Here is a 16,385-nt window from a genome sequence, read left to right as displayed (position 1 = left end):
GAAACTAATGATTGCCCTGCGCCGGACTGAAGAAATAGGGCACCAGCGCTGCAGCCACCAGCACGGCCGCCGACAGGAAGATCGCGGCATACGTCGCGGGCTCGCCCCAACGCTGCAGATGGCCCATATTGGCGATCAGCCCATAGCCCCACGACGTCAGCGCGGAGCCCAGAAACACGAAGGTATTGAGCAATCCCAGCCCGCGCCCGCGTTTGGACGGCGGGATCAGGCTGCGGCCCTGCGCCATCACGAGCGGATGCAGCATGCCGATGGTCGAGAGCAGGGCCATCATCGCCACGCCGCTCACGACGCCGGAGGCGGGCCACAGCGTCAGCAGCACGCCACCGGACATCGACAGGACGGACCACGCGAGGATGGCGGTCTTGAGCGTGCTGCGCCGTACCAGGACGGGCAGCAGGAAAGCGGTGAGGAATCCGGCCACGCTCAGCAGCGTGAGCGCCACGCCGCGGGACCCCGAACTGAGCCCGTAGACATCGGCCAGATAAGGCCCGCTCCATGCATTGCGGAAGGCCGTGCCAGCGGACATGGCCACGCACAGCGGGATCAGCGTCCACAGCGGCACCAGCCCCAGCAGCCGGGCGCTTTGCGTGAGCATGGACGGCCACGAGGCGCTGCGCGCCTCTGCGTGGCCGGTGTCGCGCACGAAGCGCCAGACGCCCCACGCGGCGACGACCATGCCCAGTGCCGATACCGCCATCGACGGGCGCCAGCCCACCAGTTCGGTCGCCCACCCCAGCGGCGCGGTCGCGCACAAGGCACCGATCATCCCCATGGCGTTCGACTTGCTGACCACTTGCGTGTAGTCGCGCTCGGACAGCTGCTCCGAGGCGAAATGCAGCAGCCCCATGAATACCGGCGCGCACGCCAGCCCCAGCCCCACCTGCGCCAGCGTGGCCACTGCACCGTTGGGCGCCAGGACGAAGAGGATCGACGATACCGCGCCGATCGCCAGCATTCCGGCAGTGGGCCGGCCTACGCCATAGCGGTCGAAGGCGATGCCAACCGGGATCTGGGCCACGGCAAAGGCCAGGAAAAACGAAGAGGACAAAGCACCGTATCCGGCCGGGGACAGACCGAAATCGTGCTGCAGTTCCGGCGCCATGACCGCCAGGCAGGAACGGAAGAACTGGCTGAGCGCGAAGGCGAAGGTCAGGACGGCGATGCCGCGCAAAGCGTGCGTCGTGGCGGCAGCGGCGGGCAGGGCGGGGGATCCGGGAGGCGATCCGGGAAGCGGAGTGGGACTTGGGGTCACGGCGTCAGTGGCGCTATCTCTGCCGCGAGTGTAGAGCCTGCGCGTGTTGCGGGATCAACGCGTGGCCGATGTTCGCCCAGATTGCGTGGGCGCAGCCTGTGCCGGCGGGAGACTCCTTCTCCCGCGGCACAGGGTTGCCATCATGTCGAACGGGAATTATCCCGGCAGAGCGTCGTAGGTCAGCAGGAAGACCTGCTCGTCGCCCGCGCTGACGGGCAGCCAGACGATCTCCAGGTCCGGGAACGCCGCTTCGACATTGGCGTGCTCGTTGCCGATTTCCACCACCAGCACGCCGCCCGGGTTGAGGCGGGCCTTGGCGCCGGCAATGATGCGGCGCACGATGTCCATGCCATCGTCGCCGCCAGCCAGTGCAATGCGCGGCTCCGCCTGATACTCGGGCGGCAGCGCCTGCATCGAGGCTTCGTTGACGTACGGCGGATTGGTCAGGATCACGTCGTACGTGGCGCCAGGCGGCAGCGGTGCGTACAGGTCGCCCTCGAACAGGTGGATGCGGTCCTGCATCTTGTAGTCGGCCACGTTGCGGCGCGCCACGGCGAGCGCATCGGGCGAGATGTCGACGGTATCGATCTGCGCGTTGGGCCAGACGTGGGCGGCAATGATCGGCAGGCAGCCCGAACCCGCGCACAGTTCCAGCACGGGGCCGATCTTGGCGGTGTCGCCGATCCACGGCTCCAGTCCGTCCTGCAGCAGTTCGCCGATAAAGCTGCGCGGCACGATCACGCGCGAATCGACGTAAAAGCGCAGGCCGTGCATAAAGGCTTCATGCGTGATGTAGGCGGCCGGCACGCGTTCGGTGACGCGGCGGTCGATGACTTGCATGACCGCGTCGATTTCCTCGGGCAGCAGGCGCGCGTCGAGGAACGGGTCGAGCGTGTCGAGCGGCAGGTTCAGCGTGTGAAGCACCAGGTAGGCGGCTTCGTCATAGGCGTTGGCGCTGCCGTGGCCGAACGAAAGACGCGCGGCCGTGAAGCGCGACACCGCCAGGCGCAGCAGGTCGCGCACGGTGCGCAGCGGGGAGGGAGTTGCCATGGTCGTGGATCCTGTGTCGAGAAGGGTGCGATCGGCAGGCGATCAGGCAATGAGCCGTTCCAGCACGCCACGGTAGACGTTTTTGAGCGGCTCGATAAAGCGGACTTCGACGTTCTCGTCGATCTTGTGGATGGTCGCGTTGGGCGGGCCGAACTCGATCACCTGCGGGCAGATCTTGGCGATGAAGCGGCCATCGGAGGTGCCGCCCGTGGTCGACAGTTCGGTCTTGACGCCGGTCTCGGCCTCGATGGCGGCCGAGAGCGCGTCGGACAGCTCGCCGCGCGGCGTCAGGAAGGGCTCGCCGCCGAGCGTCCAGTTCAGCGAATACTCGAGCTTGTGCTGGTCCAGGATCGCATGCACGCGCGACTTCAGGCCTTCCGGCGTGCTCGCGGTCGAGAAGCGGAAGTTGAAGTCGATCGTGACATGGCCCGGAATCACGTTGGTCGCGCCGGTGCCGCCGTGGATGTTCGACATCTGCCAGCTCGTCGGCGGAAAGTATTCATTGCCCTGGTCCCATACTTGCGCGGCCAGTTCGGCCAGCGCGGGGGCGGCTTCGTGGATCGGGTTGCGGCCCAGGTGCGGGTAGGCGATATGGCACTGCACGCCCCTGACGACCAGCTTGCCCGACAGCGAGCCGCGGCGGCCGTTCTTGACCATGTCGCCCAGCGTGTCGACCGATGTCGGTTCGCCGATCACGCAGTAGTCCAGTCGTTCGCCGCGTGCCTTCAGGGCCTCGACCACCTTGATGGTGCCGTCATGCGCCGGCCCTTCTTCATCGCTGGTGATCAGGAAGGCGATGGTGCCGGCATGGTCCGGATGCGCCTTGACGAATTCCTCGACCGCGACGACAAAGCCGGCGATCGATGTCTTCATGTCGGCGGCACCGCGGCCGAACAGGCGGCCGTCACGGTGCGTCGGCTCGAACGGGTCGGAGTTCCACTGTTCGAGCGGACCGGTCGGCACGACGTCGGTATGGCCGGCGAAGGCCAGCAGCTTGCCGTCCTTGCCTTGCGTGCCGCGCTTGACGGCCCACAAGTTGGTCACGCGGAAATCGTCGGGACCGCTGACGAGCGCTTCGCAGGCGAAGCCGAGCGCCTTCAGGCGGGTTTCCAGCACGGCCTGGCAGCCTTCGTCGGCGGGCGTGACGGAGCGGCGGCGGATCAGGTCTTCGGTGAGGGCAAGGGTGGCGGTCATGGCAGGGCGAAGAAATTCAGAACTGGCTGGCGTACTGGTCGGCGGAAAAACCCACGCTGACCTTGCCGTCGTGCGCAAGCACCGGGCGCTTGATCAGCGACGGGCTTTGCTGCATCAGCGCGATGGCGCCGGCTTCATTTTCGGCGCGGACCTTGTCGGCGTCCGATAGCGCGCGCCAGGTTGTGCCCTTGCGATTGAGCAGGGTCGACAGCGGCACATGTTTCAGCCAGCCGCGCAGCATGGCTTCATCGACGCCTTGCTTCTTGAAATCGTGGAAGGTGTAGGCGACGCCGTTGGCGTCCAGCCAGGTGCGGGCCTTCTTGACGGTGTCGCAATTCGGGATGCCGTAGAGCAGGACGGTCATGGCGGGTGAGAATTCGTGCTGATGTTCAGCGGAAAAGCAGGTTCAGGGCAATCACCAGGCCGCCAAGGCCAAGCGCCACGCCGGCCATTGCCACCGTCGTCATCAGGCGCAGTCGGCGGTCCAGCCGCGCGGCTTCCTTGCGCAAGGCGTCGATGGTGATGGCGTGCTGCTCGGCGAGCAGCTTGACTGCCTCGGCCTGCTGCACGGCGGCGGCCTCCAGTTCCGCGATGCGTGCGGCCGGGTCTCGTGTTTCCGGCGCGGCGCCATCGGTGCCGTCATCCTTGCGCCGGCCCTTCTTGATCTTGTCGATGGTCTTGTTGGCCTGTTCGAGGATCGTGGGCAGGAGGGAGAGCACGGTGCTGACGGTGGTGGGATCCAGGGCCATGAGTCGCTTGCGGAGGGAGGGCACGTCGCGGGCGGTGTGGCGGGGTGATGCGGGGAGGGCCCGGCCAGCCGCCGCGCGCATGGCGCAGCGCCGGGCCGGGCCAGCCGCGGGCGATCAGTCGCCGCGCAGCAGGTCGTTCAGGCTGGTCTTGGCGCGGGTCTGCGCGTCCACCTTCTTGACGATCACGGCGCAGTACAGGCTGTACTTGCCGTCCTTGGACGGCAGGTTGCCCGCCACCACGACCGAGCCGGCCGGCACGCGGCCATAGTGGATCTCGCCGGTTTCGCGGTCATAGATCTTGGTCGACTGGCCCAGGTACACGCCCATCGAGATGACCGAGTTCTCTTCGACAATCACGCCTTCCACGACTTCCGAGCGGGCGCCGATAAAGCAGTTGTCTTCGATGATGACCGGGTTGGCCTGCAGCGGCTCCAGCACGCCACCGATGCCCACGCCGCCCGACAGGTGGACGTTCTTGCCGATCTGCGCGCACGAACCGACGGTGGCCCAGGTGTCGACCATGGTGCCTTCATCGACATAGGCGCCGATGTTCACGTACGACGGCATCAGCACGGCGTTCTTGGCGATGAACGAGCCGCGGCGCGCCACGGCGGGCGGCACCACGCGGAAGCCGGCCTTGGCGAAGTCGTCGCCGCTCCAGTTGGCGAACTTGGTCGGGACCTTGTCGTAGAACTGGGCAAAGCCGCCGGCGCTCATCGGCGCGTTGTCTTCCAGGCGGAACGACAGCAGCACGGCCTTCTTGACCCACTGGTTGACGATCCAGTCCTTGCCTTGCTTCTCGGCCACGCGCAGGGTGCCGGCGTCGAGCTGGCCGATCACATTGGCGACGGCCTCGCGGATATCGGCGGGGGCGGACTTCGGCGACAGGCTGGTGCGGTCTTCCCAGGCCTGGTCGATCAGGGCTTGCAGAGCTTGCGTCATTTGGGTTTCTTCAGTGGTTGTTTGGAAAAGGCGCGGCGGTCGGGCCGCGCCACGGTATGCGTTGGATCCCGACGGATCAGCCCAGCGACTTGCAGAATTCCACAATCCGCCGCGCGCCTTCCAGGCATTCCTCGGGCGTGGCCACCAACGCCATGCGCACGCGGTTCGCGCCGGGGTTGATGCCATCGGCTGCGCGCGCCAGGTAGCTGCCGGGCAGCACGGTGACGTTCTGCGCCGCCAGCAGTTGCGCGGCGAACTCGACATCGTTCAGTCCGGTGCGCGACACATCGGCCCACAGGTAGAAGCCGGCATCGGGAAGCGCCACGTCCAGCACCTCGGCCAGCATCGGCGTGACCTCGCTGAACTTGCGCACATAGGCGGCGCGGTTCTCGCGCACGTGGGCCTCGTCGTTCCAGGCGGCAATGCTGGCGGTCTGAACGGCCGGGTTCATCGCCCCGCCGTGGTAGGTACGGTATAGCAGGAATTTCTTCAGCAGGGCGGCGTCGCCGGCGACGAAGCCGGAGCGCAGGCCCGGCACATTCGAGCGCTTGGACAGGCTCGAGAACATCACCAGCCGATCAAAACCGCGGCCCAGCTTGTGCGCGGCCTCCAGCGCACCGAGCGGTGCGCGGCTCTCGTCGAAGTAGATTTCCGAGTAGCACTCGTCCGACGCAATCACGAAGCCGTACTTGTCCGACAGCGCGAACAGCTGCTTCCAGTCTTCGAGCGACAGCACCGCGCCGGTCGGGTTGCCGGGCGAGCAGACGAACAGCAATTGCACCTTCTGCCAGACTTCGTCGGCAATGCGGTCGAACGCCGGGGCAAAGTTGCGCGCCGGGTCGCTGTTCGCGAACACCGGCGTGGCGCCGGCCAGCAGCGCAGCGCCTTCGTAGATCTGGTAGAACGGGTTCGGGCACAGCACCAGCGCGCCGGGGCGCGTGCCGTCGACCACGGTTTGTGCGAACGCGAACAGCGCTTCGCGGGAGCCGGTCACGGGCAGCACCTCGGTCGAGGCGTTGACCTTCGGCAGCCCATAGCGGCGTTCCAGCCAGCTGGCGATGCACTGTCGTAGTGCATCGGAACCAGCCGTTGTGGGATAATTCGCCAGCCCGGCCAGCGACTCGGCCAGCGCCTGCTTGATGAATTCGGGCGTCGGGTGCTTGGGCTCGCCAATGCCGAAGCTGATCGCCGGCTTGTCGGCCGGCTTCACTTCCGCGAAGAGCACCCGCAGTTTCTCGAAAGGGTAGGGCTGGAGCAGGTCGAGGCGCGGATTCACGTTCTGGATGGGGCCGGTTGAAACGCAGCATTATAAGGGAACGGCGCCCTTTCCCGTGCGATGGCGCGGCCCGCGCCGCGCATGCGGTGTGCGGATGCCGGGCATCACCGGCATGTGATGCCGGCGGCGGATGTACCGCGTTTCCCCGGCAAGCCGGCCCCTAGCCATTTCCAAATGACCAACAAGAATATTGCGGCGCAACATGGGGCCGCCGACCGCCATGCGGTCAAGTCCTCGCTTTCCATCCTGATCGGTGCCTCGGTTTGGGGCATTGCCTGGTTCCCGTATCGCCTGCTGGCGGGCTGGGGCCTGGGTGGCATGAGCGCCGCGGCGCTGGTGAGCTGTGCGGCCGCGCTCCTGTCGCTGCTGGCCTTTCGCAGGCAGCTGCGTGGCATGCGCGCATCGTGGCTGTTCGTGGCGATCGGCCTGGCCGCGGGCGTGACCAATGCGGGCTTTGTCTGGGGCAGCGTGAACGGGCACGTCATGCGCGTGCTGCTGCTGTTCTACCTGACTCCGGTCTGGACGGCGTTGTTCGCGCGCATGTTCCTGGGCGAACGGCTCTCGGCCGGCGGCCTGGCGCTGATTGCGCTGGCGCTGTCGGGCGCCGGCCTGATGCTGTGGACGCCCGAGGTCGGCGTGCCGCTGCCGGGCAGTGCCGCCGAATGGTCCGGGCTGGTCGGCGGCATGGGCTTCGCCGTCAACAACGTGCTGTCGCGGCGCGCCGGGCAGCGCTTTCCCGATATGGACGCGCGCCTGCGCACGGTGGTGGTCTACCTGGGCTGTACCGCCGTCGGCGTGCCGTGCGCGCTGCTGCTCGATGGCCCCTCCGCGATCATCGTCCTGGGAGCAGGCGGCGCCGTGCTGGCCCTGGTGGCGGCGCTGGCCGCGGTGCTGGTGCTCAGCAATTCGGTGGTCCAGTACGGCCTGCAGCGCCTGCCGGCCAATCGCGTATCGCTGCTGATGCTGTTCGAGATCGTGGTGGCGGCCGTGTCGTCGTGGTGGCTGGCGACCGAGACGCTGAGCTGGAAGGAGTCCGCGGGCGGCCTTTGCATCGTGGCCGCCGGGGCGCTGTCGGGGCTGGTGCATCGGAGCCGGCGCGCAACCGAAGCCGTGGCGTCCGGGGCCGAAGCGGCCGCCTGAGCGGCGCAAACGGCGTTCCGGGTCAGTGCAGCATGACCCGGCTCACGACGGCGACGAGCGGCTTGCGCACCGCCCGCTCCAGCGTGCTGTGCAGATGCAGCGGCCGCAGCAGCATCTTCACGGTCATTTCGACGGGCAGGTGGCGCCGGACCACGGCACTGACGCGCGAGTTGAGTGCTTTCACCTCATGTTCCGGGATGTCTTCCTGTCCGCGCTCCATGCGCAGGACATTGCGCAGCGCGATGGCCGCATCCTCGTTCTTGATTTCCAGCAGCCGGCGCGCCAGGGCGCCCAGCACCCTGGCGCGGCCCAGCCCTTCGGACTCGGCAAAGTGGTTGAAAAAGCGATAGAAGTGCTTGTAATGCCGCACCTCGTCATCGGCAATGCGCCGCGTCAGGGCGCGTAGCACCGGTTCGTCGCTGGCCTGTTCCAGGGCGCGGTAGTAGGCTGCCGTGCCGGTCTCCACGACGCAGCGGGCCGCCATTTCCAGCGCCTCGGTCGGCTCGAACTGGTCGATCGAGCAAGTCTGGCTGTACTCCGCGAAAAAGCGCCGGTAGCCGCGTTCCCAGTCGAATTCCGGCCAGACATGCTCGACATAGCGGCGCAGCGCCAGGCCGTGCTGCAGTTCCTCGGCTTCCCAGTGGTGGGACAGCCAGCCGGCCGCTTCAGGCGCTCCGGCGTAGTAGACCGCGAGGTTGCCGGCGTAGGTGTCGGACCCGCTCTCGATGAACGACGCCGATACCAGCAGGTAGAACAGGTCGCGGTTTCCGCGCACGCGTTCGGACTCGATGGCCCGGTAATCAATCTCGCTGACAGACCACGGCAGGGTTGCCGCTGACGGCTGGGTCATGCTGGATCCTCCGCAAATGGCCGGTGCCGCCCTGATTGTCACCCGGAGGGCATCCGGCGTCACGCTGGCATATCAGAGAGACTGGCATTTACCCTAGTTAGTTTCCCGGTTATTGCCTAACTATTCCGACACGCGAGGCGCCGGCCCCTCCCAAAAGTGCTTGCAAAAACGCCTGTAAATGGCTGTGAGCAAAGGGAAACCGGGCGCCAAAAATGCCGTGGAACCCACTGCCGGAGCGGCCGGAACGCCGGGTTGCGATGGTATGATTACCGCCAATTCTCGGGCACGGGGGGCGAGAAGGGACGCTGGCGGCACGCCGCGCGTCCGCCCGTCCGCGTGCGCCGCTCATTCCTGAACGCTCTAATGCTGCGCGCGCTGCCATCAGCGCCGATACCACACGACAACCGTGCGACTATCTTCGATCAAGCTGGCGGGCTTCAAATCATTCGTCGATCCGACCAATTTCCAGGTGCCCGGCCAGCTGGTCGGGATCGTAGGTCCCAACGGCTGCGGCAAATCCAACATCATCGACGCGGTCCGCTGGGTGCTGGGCGAATCACGCGCGTCCGAGCTGCGTGGCGAATCCATGCAGGACGTCATCTTCAACGGTTCCACGGCCCGCAAGCAGGCGGGGCGGGCCAGCGTCGAACTGGTCTTCGACAATGCCGAGGGCCGCGCCGCCGGCCAGTGGAGCCAATACGCCGAAGTGGCGGTCAAGCGCGTGCTGACGCGCGATGGCACCTCGTCCTATTACATCAACAACCAGCCGGTACGCCGCCGCGATATCCAGGACATCTTCCTGGGCACGGGCCTTGGGCCGCGCGCCTACGCGATCATCGGCCAGGGCATGATCTCGCGCATCATCGAGGCCAAGCCCGATGACATGCGGATCTTCCTCGAAGAGGCCGCGGGCGTATCCAAGTACAAGGAACGCCGCCGCGAAACCGAGAACCGCCTGTCCGACACGCGCGAGAACCTGACGCGCGTCGAAGACATCCTGCGCGAGCTCGGAACCAACCTCGAGAAGCTTGAAGGACAGGCCGAAGTCGCGCAGCGTTTCAAGACGCTGCAGGCCGACGGCGAAGAAAAGCAGCAGCTGCTGTGGCTGCTGCGCAAGCGCGAGGCGCAGGTCGAGCAGGAACGCCACCAGCGCGCCATCGAACAGGCCCAGATCGACCTCGAAGCCCAGACCGCGCAACTGCGCCACGTCGAAGCCGACCTCGAGACCATGCGGGTCGCGCACTACGCGGCCTCCGACGGCATGCACGCAGCGCAGGGCGCGCTGTACGAGGCCAATGCCGAAGTCAGCAAGCTGGAAGCCGAGATCCGCTACGTGGTGGAATCGCGCAACCGCGTGCAGGCCCAGATCGCGGCACTGACCACGCAGCGCGAGCAATGGCAGGGCAAGTCGGAGCAGGCCAGCGACGAACTCGCGCAGGCCGAGGAAAACCTCGCCGTGGCCGAAGGCCGCACCGTCGAAGCGCAGGAAGCGGTGGCCCAGAAGACCGATGAGCTGCCGACGCTGGAAGCGCAGTGGCGCGACGCGCAGCAACTGCTCAACGAGCAGCGCTCCGGCATCATGCAGGCCGAACAGGCGCTCAAGCTCGAAGCCGCGCAGCAGCGCAGCGCCGACCAGATGCTGCAGCAGCTCGAACAACGCCGCGAACGCTTGTCGGGCGAGGAAAAGGGACTCGATCGTCCGGACGAGGCGCGGCTGGAAGAGGCACGTGCCGAACTGGCCGAACAGGAAGCCGTGCTGGAGGAAGCGCAGGCTATCCTGGCCGATGCCGAGGACAGCGTACCGCGCCTCGACGGTGAGCGCCGTGCCGCGCAGGAGCGCGTGCAGAGCGAAGCCGCGGCGATCGCTGCGCTGGAGGCGCGCCTGTCCGCGCTGAAGCAGCTGCAGGAAAACGTGCAGACCGACGGCAAGGTGCAGCCGTGGCTGGCCAGGCATGGCCTGGCGGAATTGCCGCGCCTGTGGAAAAAAGTCCATATCGAGCCGGGTTGGGAAAGCGCGCTGGAATCGGTGCTGCGCGAAAAGCTCGCCGCGCTCGAGGTATCGAACCTGGACTGGGTCAAGGCCTTCCTGTCGGATGCGCCGCCCGCCAAGCTGGCGTTCTATTCGCCGCCGCCGGCTGCCCGTCCGATCGAAACGCCAGCAGGCCTGCGTCCCCTGATGTCGCTGGTGCAGATCACCGAGCCCGGCATCCGCGCGGTGATGCAGGACTGGCTGGCCGATATCTACACGGCCACGGACATGGCGCAGGCGCTGGCCGCGCGCAACACGCTGCCCGACGGCGCGTCGTTCGTGGTGGCCGAAGGACACCTGATTGGCCGCAACGCCATCCAGATCTATGCAGCCGATTCCGAGCAGGCCGGCATGCTGGCCCGCGAGCAGGAAATCGAGAACTTGCAGAAGCAGGCCCGCGCCCAGGTGCTGCTCTCGGACGAGGCCAAGAGCCAGGCCGTGCGTGCCGAAGCGGCCTATACGCAGGCCAGCCAGGCCCTGGCCGAGGCGCGCTCGCGCGGCGAGCAGGCCACGCGTCGCGCGCACGCGCTGCAGATGGACGTGCTCAAGCTGTCGCAGGCAATGGAGCGCTACGCCGCGCGCAGTGGCCAGATCCGCGAGGAACTGGCCGAGATCGGCGCGCAGATCGACGAGCAGCGCGCCATCCGGGCTGAGTCCGAAGCAAGCTTCGAGCAGCACGATGCCGCGCTGGCCGAGATGCAGGCCACGCATGAAGACCAGCAGATGGCGTTCGAAGCGCTGGACAGCAAGCTGTCGTCGGCGCGCCACCAGCTGCGCGACCTCGAGCGCGCGGCGCAAGAGGCGGTCTTTGGCGAGCGCAACCTGGCCAGCCGCATCGAAGAGCTGCACCGCAATATCCAGGTGGCCAGCGACCAGGCCGAGCGCATCGCCGAATCGCTCGAGAACGCACGCGCGGAACTCGAAACGATCAACGAGCAGACCGCCCACACCGGCCTGCAGGACGCGCTGGAACGCCGCGCCGAGAAGGAAGAAAAGCTCGGCGCCGCCCGCATCGAGCTGGATGCGCTGACCGCGCAGTTGCGCCAGCACGACGAACAGCGCCTGGCCGCCGAGCGCAGCCTGCAGCCGCTGCGCGACCGCATCACCGAATCCCAGCTCAAGGAGCAGGCCGCGCGCCTGAACCAGGAGCAGTACAGCGAGCAACTGGCCGGGGCCCAGGTCGACGAGGTGGCGCTGGCCGACAAGCTGACCACGGACCTCAAGCCGTCCTATCTGCAGGGCGAAGTCACGCGCATCAACAATGCCATCAACGCGCTGGGCCCGGTCAACATGGCCGCGCTCGACGAACTGTCCGCGGCGCGCGAACGCAAGACCTTCCTCGACGCGCAGTCGGCCGACCTGAACGATGCGATCACCACGCTGGAAGACGCCATCGCCAAGATCGACCAGGAAACCCGCGCGCTGCTGCAAGGCACCTTCGACCAGGTCAACCACCATTTCGGCGAGCTGTTCCCGTCGCTGTTCGGTGGCGGCCAGGCACGCCTGATCATGACCGGCGAGGAAATCCTCGATGCCGGCGTGCAGGTGATGGCGCAGCCGCCGGGCAAGAAGAACTCAACCATTCATTTGTTGTCGGGCGGCGAAAAGGCGCTGACCGCGATTGCGCTGGTGTTTGCCATGTTCCAGCTCAATCCGGCCCCGTTCTGCCTGCTGGACGAGGTGGACGCCCCGCTCGATGACGCCAATACGGAGCGCTACGCCAATATGGTGGCCCGCATGTCGGACAAGACGCAGTTCGTCTTCATTTCGCACAACAAGATCGCCATGGAAATGGCGCACCAGCTGATCGGCGTGACCATGCAGGAGCAGGGCGTGTCGCGCATCGTGGCGGTGGATATGGATGCGGCGGTGTCTATGGCGGAGGCAGCATGAGCATCAACATGGATTTGCAGACCTCGCTGATCGTCGCCGGTCTTGTTTTCCTGGCGCTGCTGTTTGGCTACAACCAGTGGCAGATCCGCAAGGCGCGCCGCCCGCGCGAGCTGCGCCCCGAGGATGACCTGCCGCCGATGCGCGAGCCTGTGGTGGGCGAGTCCACCGCGCCGGAGGTGGCTGCCAAGCTGCATGAGGCCCCTGCACCGGAGCATGTCGAGCGGCGCGAGCCGACGCTGACGCCGGCCGCGCGCCCGGCGCCGCATGAGGTGGCGGCGGTGGCCGCTGCCGCCGCGGCTGGTTCGGCGGACGCCGATGAAGCCGTAGCCGACGAGGTGGCACTGGCAGCCGCGCCGGCCGCCTCTGTCGCCGCCGAAGCCGAACCTGAAGAGAAAGCCGAGAACCAGGCGCAAGCAAAGGCAGAGCCGCCGCCCAGGGTGGCTGAGCCCGTAGTGTCCGACGGCCAGCCGCAGCCGGCCACGATCGATCCGCTGATTGACTGCATCGTGCCGCTGCACCTGGAGCGCAAGGCTTCGGGCGACCGCATCCTGCCGCTGACCGGCCGGCTGCGCCGCGCCGGGACCAAGCAGATCCATATCGAGGGCCTGCGCGAGGAAGCCAATGCCTGGGAGCCGGTGACCGCCGGCCACCAGTATGAGGACCTGCAGGTGGCCGTTCAGCTGGCCAGCCGCAGCGGCCCGCTCAATGCGCTGGAGTTCTCCGAATTCGTGAACGCGGTCGAAGCACTGGCCGAATCGCTGGATGCCTCGGCCGACCTGCCCGACATGGGCGAGACCGTCGCCAACGCGCGCGAACTTGACGGGTTCGCCGCAAGTTGCGACGTGCAGCTTGGCGTCAACGTGATCTCGGACGGCGCGCCGTGGTCGGCTGCCTACGTGCAGAGCGTGGCGACACAGGACGGCCTGGTGCTGTCGCGCGACGGTACGCGCTTCATCCGCTACGTGGCCAATGCCGAAGGCGTGCAGCGCACGCTGTTCGCGCTCCAGTTCGGCGACACGAACTTCCTGCGCGATGACCTGACCGTCAAGGGCGGTGGCCAGATCACGCTGCTGCTCGACGTACCGCAAGCGGACCAGGGCGGCAAGCCGTTCAAGACGGTCTGCGAATACGGCTACTCGCTGGCCCAGCGCATGGGCGCGCAACTGGTCGACGACAATATGCGGCCGCTGACCGAAGCCTCGTTCGTCGCGATCTTCAACCAGCTCGAGGCCCTCTACCAGAAGCTGGAGGCACGCGGCATGCCCGCCGGTTCGCCGGTTGCGGTACGGCTGTTCAGCGTCTAGCCGGAGCCTGTCATGAACGCAACCCATCGCGGCGCGCAGGCAGATGCCTCCGCGCCGGCCGGCGGCTTGTCGCCCGCAGCCGCCCCTGAACGCGTGCAATGGCTGCGCGAGGAACTGGATCGCCACAACTACCAGTATTACGTACTGGATGCCCCGACCATCCCGGATGCCGCGTACGACGCGCTGTTTTCCGAACTGCAGGCGCTTGAAGCCGAGCACCCCGAACTGCTGACGCCGGACTCGCCGACGCAGCGCGTGGGCGGCGCACCGCTATCGGCCTTCGATACGGTGCGCCACCGCGTGCCGATGCTGTCGCTCAACAACGGTTTTTCCGAAGAAGACGTGATCGGCTTTGACCGTCGCTGCGCACAGGGGCTTGGACGCAGCGCGGCGGGCGGCGCGCAGGATTTGTTCAGCGCCGCGGAAGCCGTCGAGTACGCGAGCGAGCTGAAGTTCGACGGCCTGGCGATGTCGCTGCGCTACGAGGACGGCCGGCTGGTACAGGCGGCAACGCGCGGCGACGGCGAGACCGGCGAAGACGTGACGGTGAACGTGCGTACCATCAAGGCGATTCCGCTGAAGCTGCGTGGCGCGGCGCCGCCGGTGCTTGAAGTGCGCGGCGAGGTCTTCATGTACCGGCGCGATTTCGACAAGCTCAATGCACGGCAGGCCGAGGCCGGCGAGAAGACCTTCGTGAACCCGCGCAATGCCGCCGCTGGCAGCCTGCGCCAGCTGGATCCGCGTATTACCGCCAGGCGTCCGCTGTCGTTCTTCGCCTATGGGCTTGGAGAATTGCAGGGCATGGAACGTCCTGCCACGCACAGCGCCATGCTCGACGGCTTTGCCGCCATGGGGCTGCCGGTCTGCAAGGAGCGCGCGGTGGTGAGGGGCGCGCAGGGCCTGCTGGATTTCTACCGCAAGGTGGGCGAGAAGCGCGACCAGCTTCCGTACGACATCGATGGCGTGGTCTACAAGGTCAACGCGCTGGCCGAGCAGGAGCAGCTCGGCTTCGTGTCGCGCGCGCCGCGCTTTGCGCTGGCGCACAAGTTCCCGGCGCAGGAAATGACCACCGTGGTCGAGGACATCGAAGTGCAGGTCGGCCGCACCGGTGCCATTACGCCGGTAGCGCGCCTGCAACCGGTGTTCGTCGGCGGCGTGACGGTGACCAATGCCACGCTGCACAACGAGGACGAGGTGCGGCGCAAGGACGTGCATATCGGCGATACCGTGATCGTGCGCCGTGCCGGCGACGTGATTCCCGAAGTGGTCGCCGTGGTGCTGGAGCGGCGCCCCGACGACGCACGCGCCTTCGTCATGCCGACCACCTGCCCGGTATGTGGTTCGCATATCGAGCGCCTGGAGGACGAGGCCATCGCACGCTGCACGGGCGGCCTGATCTGCGCCGCGCAGCGCAAGCAGGCGCTGCTGCATTTCGCGCAACGCCGCGCCATGGATATCGAAGGGCTGGGCGACAAGGTGGTGGAGCAGGTGGTGGACCAGGGCATTGTCCACACGCCGGCGGATCTCTACAAGCTAGGCGTGGCCAAGCTGGCAGCGCTGGACCGCATGGCCGACAAATCGGCCGGCAACCTGGTGGCGGCCATTGACGCGTCGCGCAGCACGACGTTCAACCGGTTTATCTTTGCGCTGGGTATCCGGCATGTTGGCGAGGCCACGGCCAAGGACCTGGCGCGCCATTTCGGCAAGCTGGACGCGCTCATGGCGGCTGACGAGGCCGCGCTGCTCGAGGTCAATGACGTGGGGCCCGTGGTGGCGCAGTCGATCGTCAACTTCTTCGGCGAGCCGCACAACGTGGAGGTCATCGAGCAGTTGCGCGCGGCGGGCGTACACTGGGCCGAAAGCGAGCCTGCCGCCAGGGCGCCGGCGCCGCTGGCCGGCAAGACTTTCGTGCTGACCGGCACCTTGCCGACGCTTTCGCGCGAGGCCGCAAAGGAAATGCTGGAAGCCGCCGGGGCCAAGGTGGCCGGGTCGGTATCGAAAAAGACTGACTACGTGGTGGCAGGCGCCGAGGCTGGCAGCAAGCTCGACAAGGCCGAAGCCCTCGGCGTGCCGGTGCTCGATGAGGCCGGCATGCTGGCGCTACTGGAATCGGTCGGGGCAGGGCAACCGGGGGAACAGGCATGATCCGAGAGATTCTCAAGATGGGCGACGCGCGCCTGCTGCAGGTGGCGCGGCCGGTGGAGCGCTTCAATACGCCGGAACTGCGCGCGCTGATCGAAGACATGTTCGACACCATGGACCATGCCAATGGCGCGGGCCTGGCGGCGCCGCAGATCGGCGTGGACCTGCAGGTGGTGATCTTCGGCTTCGACCGCAATCCGCGCTATCCCGACGCGCCTCAGGTGCCCAAGACCGTGCTGATCAACCCGGTGCTCGAGATGCTGTCCGACGAAATGGAAGACGGCTGGGAAGGGTGCCTGTCGGTGCCGGGGCTGCGCGGCGTGGTGCCCCGCCACACGCGGCTGAAGTACAGCGGCTATGACCTGCGGGGTGAGCGTATCGAACGCGTCGCCGAGGACTTTCACGCGCGCGTGGTGCAGCATGAATGCGACCACCTGCAAGGCATCCTGTACCCGATGCGCGTCCGCGATTTCACGCGTTTCGGTTTTACCGAGGTGCTGTTTCCCAACTTGCCGCCGAACAGCGACGATTGACGGGGTGTGA

Annotated in this window: 13 protein-coding genes; 5 read left to right on the top strand and 8 right to left on the bottom strand. The window is 67.0% G+C overall.

Annotated features, from left to right (window positions below; all coding sequences use genetic code 11):
• Positions 1-4: 4 nt before the first annotated feature.
• The 7 genes from AC3FKG_RS15335 to dapC form a co-directional block, all read right to left on the bottom strand.
• Positions 5-1,273, bottom strand: a complete 1,269-nt coding sequence (locus tag AC3FKG_RS15335; protein ID WP_483708269.1) for an MFS transporter — start codon at positions 1,271-1,273, stop codon at positions 5-7.
• 156 nt (positions 1,274-1,429) lie between these two features.
• Positions 1,430-2,323: a 50S ribosomal protein L3 N(5)-glutamine methyltransferase gene (gene prmB / locus AC3FKG_RS15330; protein ID WP_488679312.1), complete on the bottom strand. Its 894-nt coding sequence runs from the start codon at positions 2,321-2,323 to the stop codon at positions 1,430-1,432.
• A 42-nt stretch (positions 2,324-2,365) separates the two neighbouring features.
• Positions 2,366-3,517: a succinyl-diaminopimelate desuccinylase gene (gene dapE / locus AC3FKG_RS15325; RefSeq protein WP_488743458.1), complete on the bottom strand. Its 1,152-nt coding sequence runs from the start codon at positions 3,515-3,517 to the stop codon at positions 2,366-2,368.
• A 16-nt stretch (positions 3,518-3,533) separates the two neighbouring features.
• On the bottom strand, positions 3,534-3,881 hold the full coding sequence (locus AC3FKG_RS15320; RefSeq protein WP_488743457.1) for an ArsC family reductase: 348 nt from the start codon (positions 3,879-3,881) through the stop codon (positions 3,534-3,536).
• Between the two features lie 25 nt (positions 3,882-3,906).
• Entirely contained in the window at positions 3,907-4,266 is a 360-nt protein-coding gene (locus AC3FKG_RS15315; RefSeq protein ID WP_483708264.1) for a hypothetical protein, read from the bottom strand.
• Positions 4,267-4,380: 114 nt separating this feature from the next.
• Positions 4,381-5,208 carry a 2,3,4,5-tetrahydropyridine-2,6-dicarboxylate N-succinyltransferase gene (dapD, locus tag AC3FKG_RS15310; protein WP_011298055.1) on the bottom strand — a complete coding sequence of 276 codons (828 nt, stop codon included), beginning with the start codon at positions 5,206-5,208 and terminating at the stop codon, positions 4,381-4,383.
• 76 nt (positions 5,209-5,284) lie between these two features.
• Positions 5,285-6,484 carry a succinyldiaminopimelate transaminase gene (dapC, locus tag AC3FKG_RS15305; protein WP_483708263.1) on the bottom strand — a complete coding sequence of 400 codons (1,200 nt, stop codon included), beginning with the start codon at positions 6,482-6,484 and terminating at the stop codon, positions 5,285-5,287.
• A 174-nt stretch (positions 6,485-6,658) separates the two neighbouring features.
• On the opposite strand from dapC, the gene AC3FKG_RS15300 reads away from it, so the two are divergent.
• Positions 6,659-7,624 carry a DMT family transporter gene (locus AC3FKG_RS15300; protein WP_488743456.1) on the top strand — a complete coding sequence of 322 codons (966 nt, stop codon included), beginning with the start codon at positions 6,659-6,661 and terminating at the stop codon, positions 7,622-7,624.
• 22 nt (positions 7,625-7,646) lie between these two features.
• Here AC3FKG_RS15300 and AC3FKG_RS15295 read toward each other — a convergent pair whose 3' ends face one another.
• A complete protein-coding gene (locus AC3FKG_RS15295; RefSeq protein WP_483708261.1) occupies positions 7,647-8,474 on the bottom strand; it encodes a ferritin-like domain-containing protein in 828 nt (275 codons plus the stop codon).
• Between the two features lie 406 nt (positions 8,475-8,880).
• On the opposite strand from AC3FKG_RS15295, the gene smc reads away from it, so the two are divergent.
• Genes smc through def form a run of 4 tightly spaced genes read left to right on the top strand, consistent with a single transcriptional unit; the run spans position 8,881 to position 16,375 of the window.
• The gene (gene smc / locus AC3FKG_RS15290) at positions 8,881-12,396 is read left to right on the top strand and encodes a chromosome segregation protein SMC (RefSeq protein WP_483708260.1); all 3,516 of its coding nucleotides are present in this window, start codon (positions 8,881-8,883) and stop codon (positions 12,394-12,396) included.
• Entirely contained in the window at positions 12,393-13,700 is a 1,308-nt protein-coding gene (locus AC3FKG_RS15285) for a cell division protein ZipA C-terminal FtsZ-binding domain-containing protein (RefSeq protein ID WP_483708259.1), read from the top strand. The genes smc and AC3FKG_RS15285 overlap by 4 nt, the downstream gene beginning before the upstream one ends.
• Before the next feature lie 12 nt (positions 13,701-13,712).
• Complete coding sequence (ligA, locus tag AC3FKG_RS15280) at positions 13,713-15,845, top strand: NAD-dependent DNA ligase LigA (RefSeq protein ID WP_488743455.1); 2,133 nt, start codon at positions 13,713-13,715, stop codon at positions 15,843-15,845.
• Positions 15,842-16,375: a peptide deformylase gene (gene def / locus AC3FKG_RS15275; protein ID WP_488743454.1), complete on the top strand. Its 534-nt coding sequence runs from the start codon at positions 15,842-15,844 to the stop codon at positions 16,373-16,375. The genes ligA and def overlap by 4 nt, the downstream gene beginning before the upstream one ends.
• The last annotated feature ends 10 nt before the right edge of the window (positions 16,376-16,385 follow it).

The organism is Cupriavidus sp. 22TCCZM04-2, from assembly GCF_057798895.1.
Note: the sequence above shows the minus strand (reverse complement) of the source record. Positions and strands in the feature narration are given on the sequence as shown.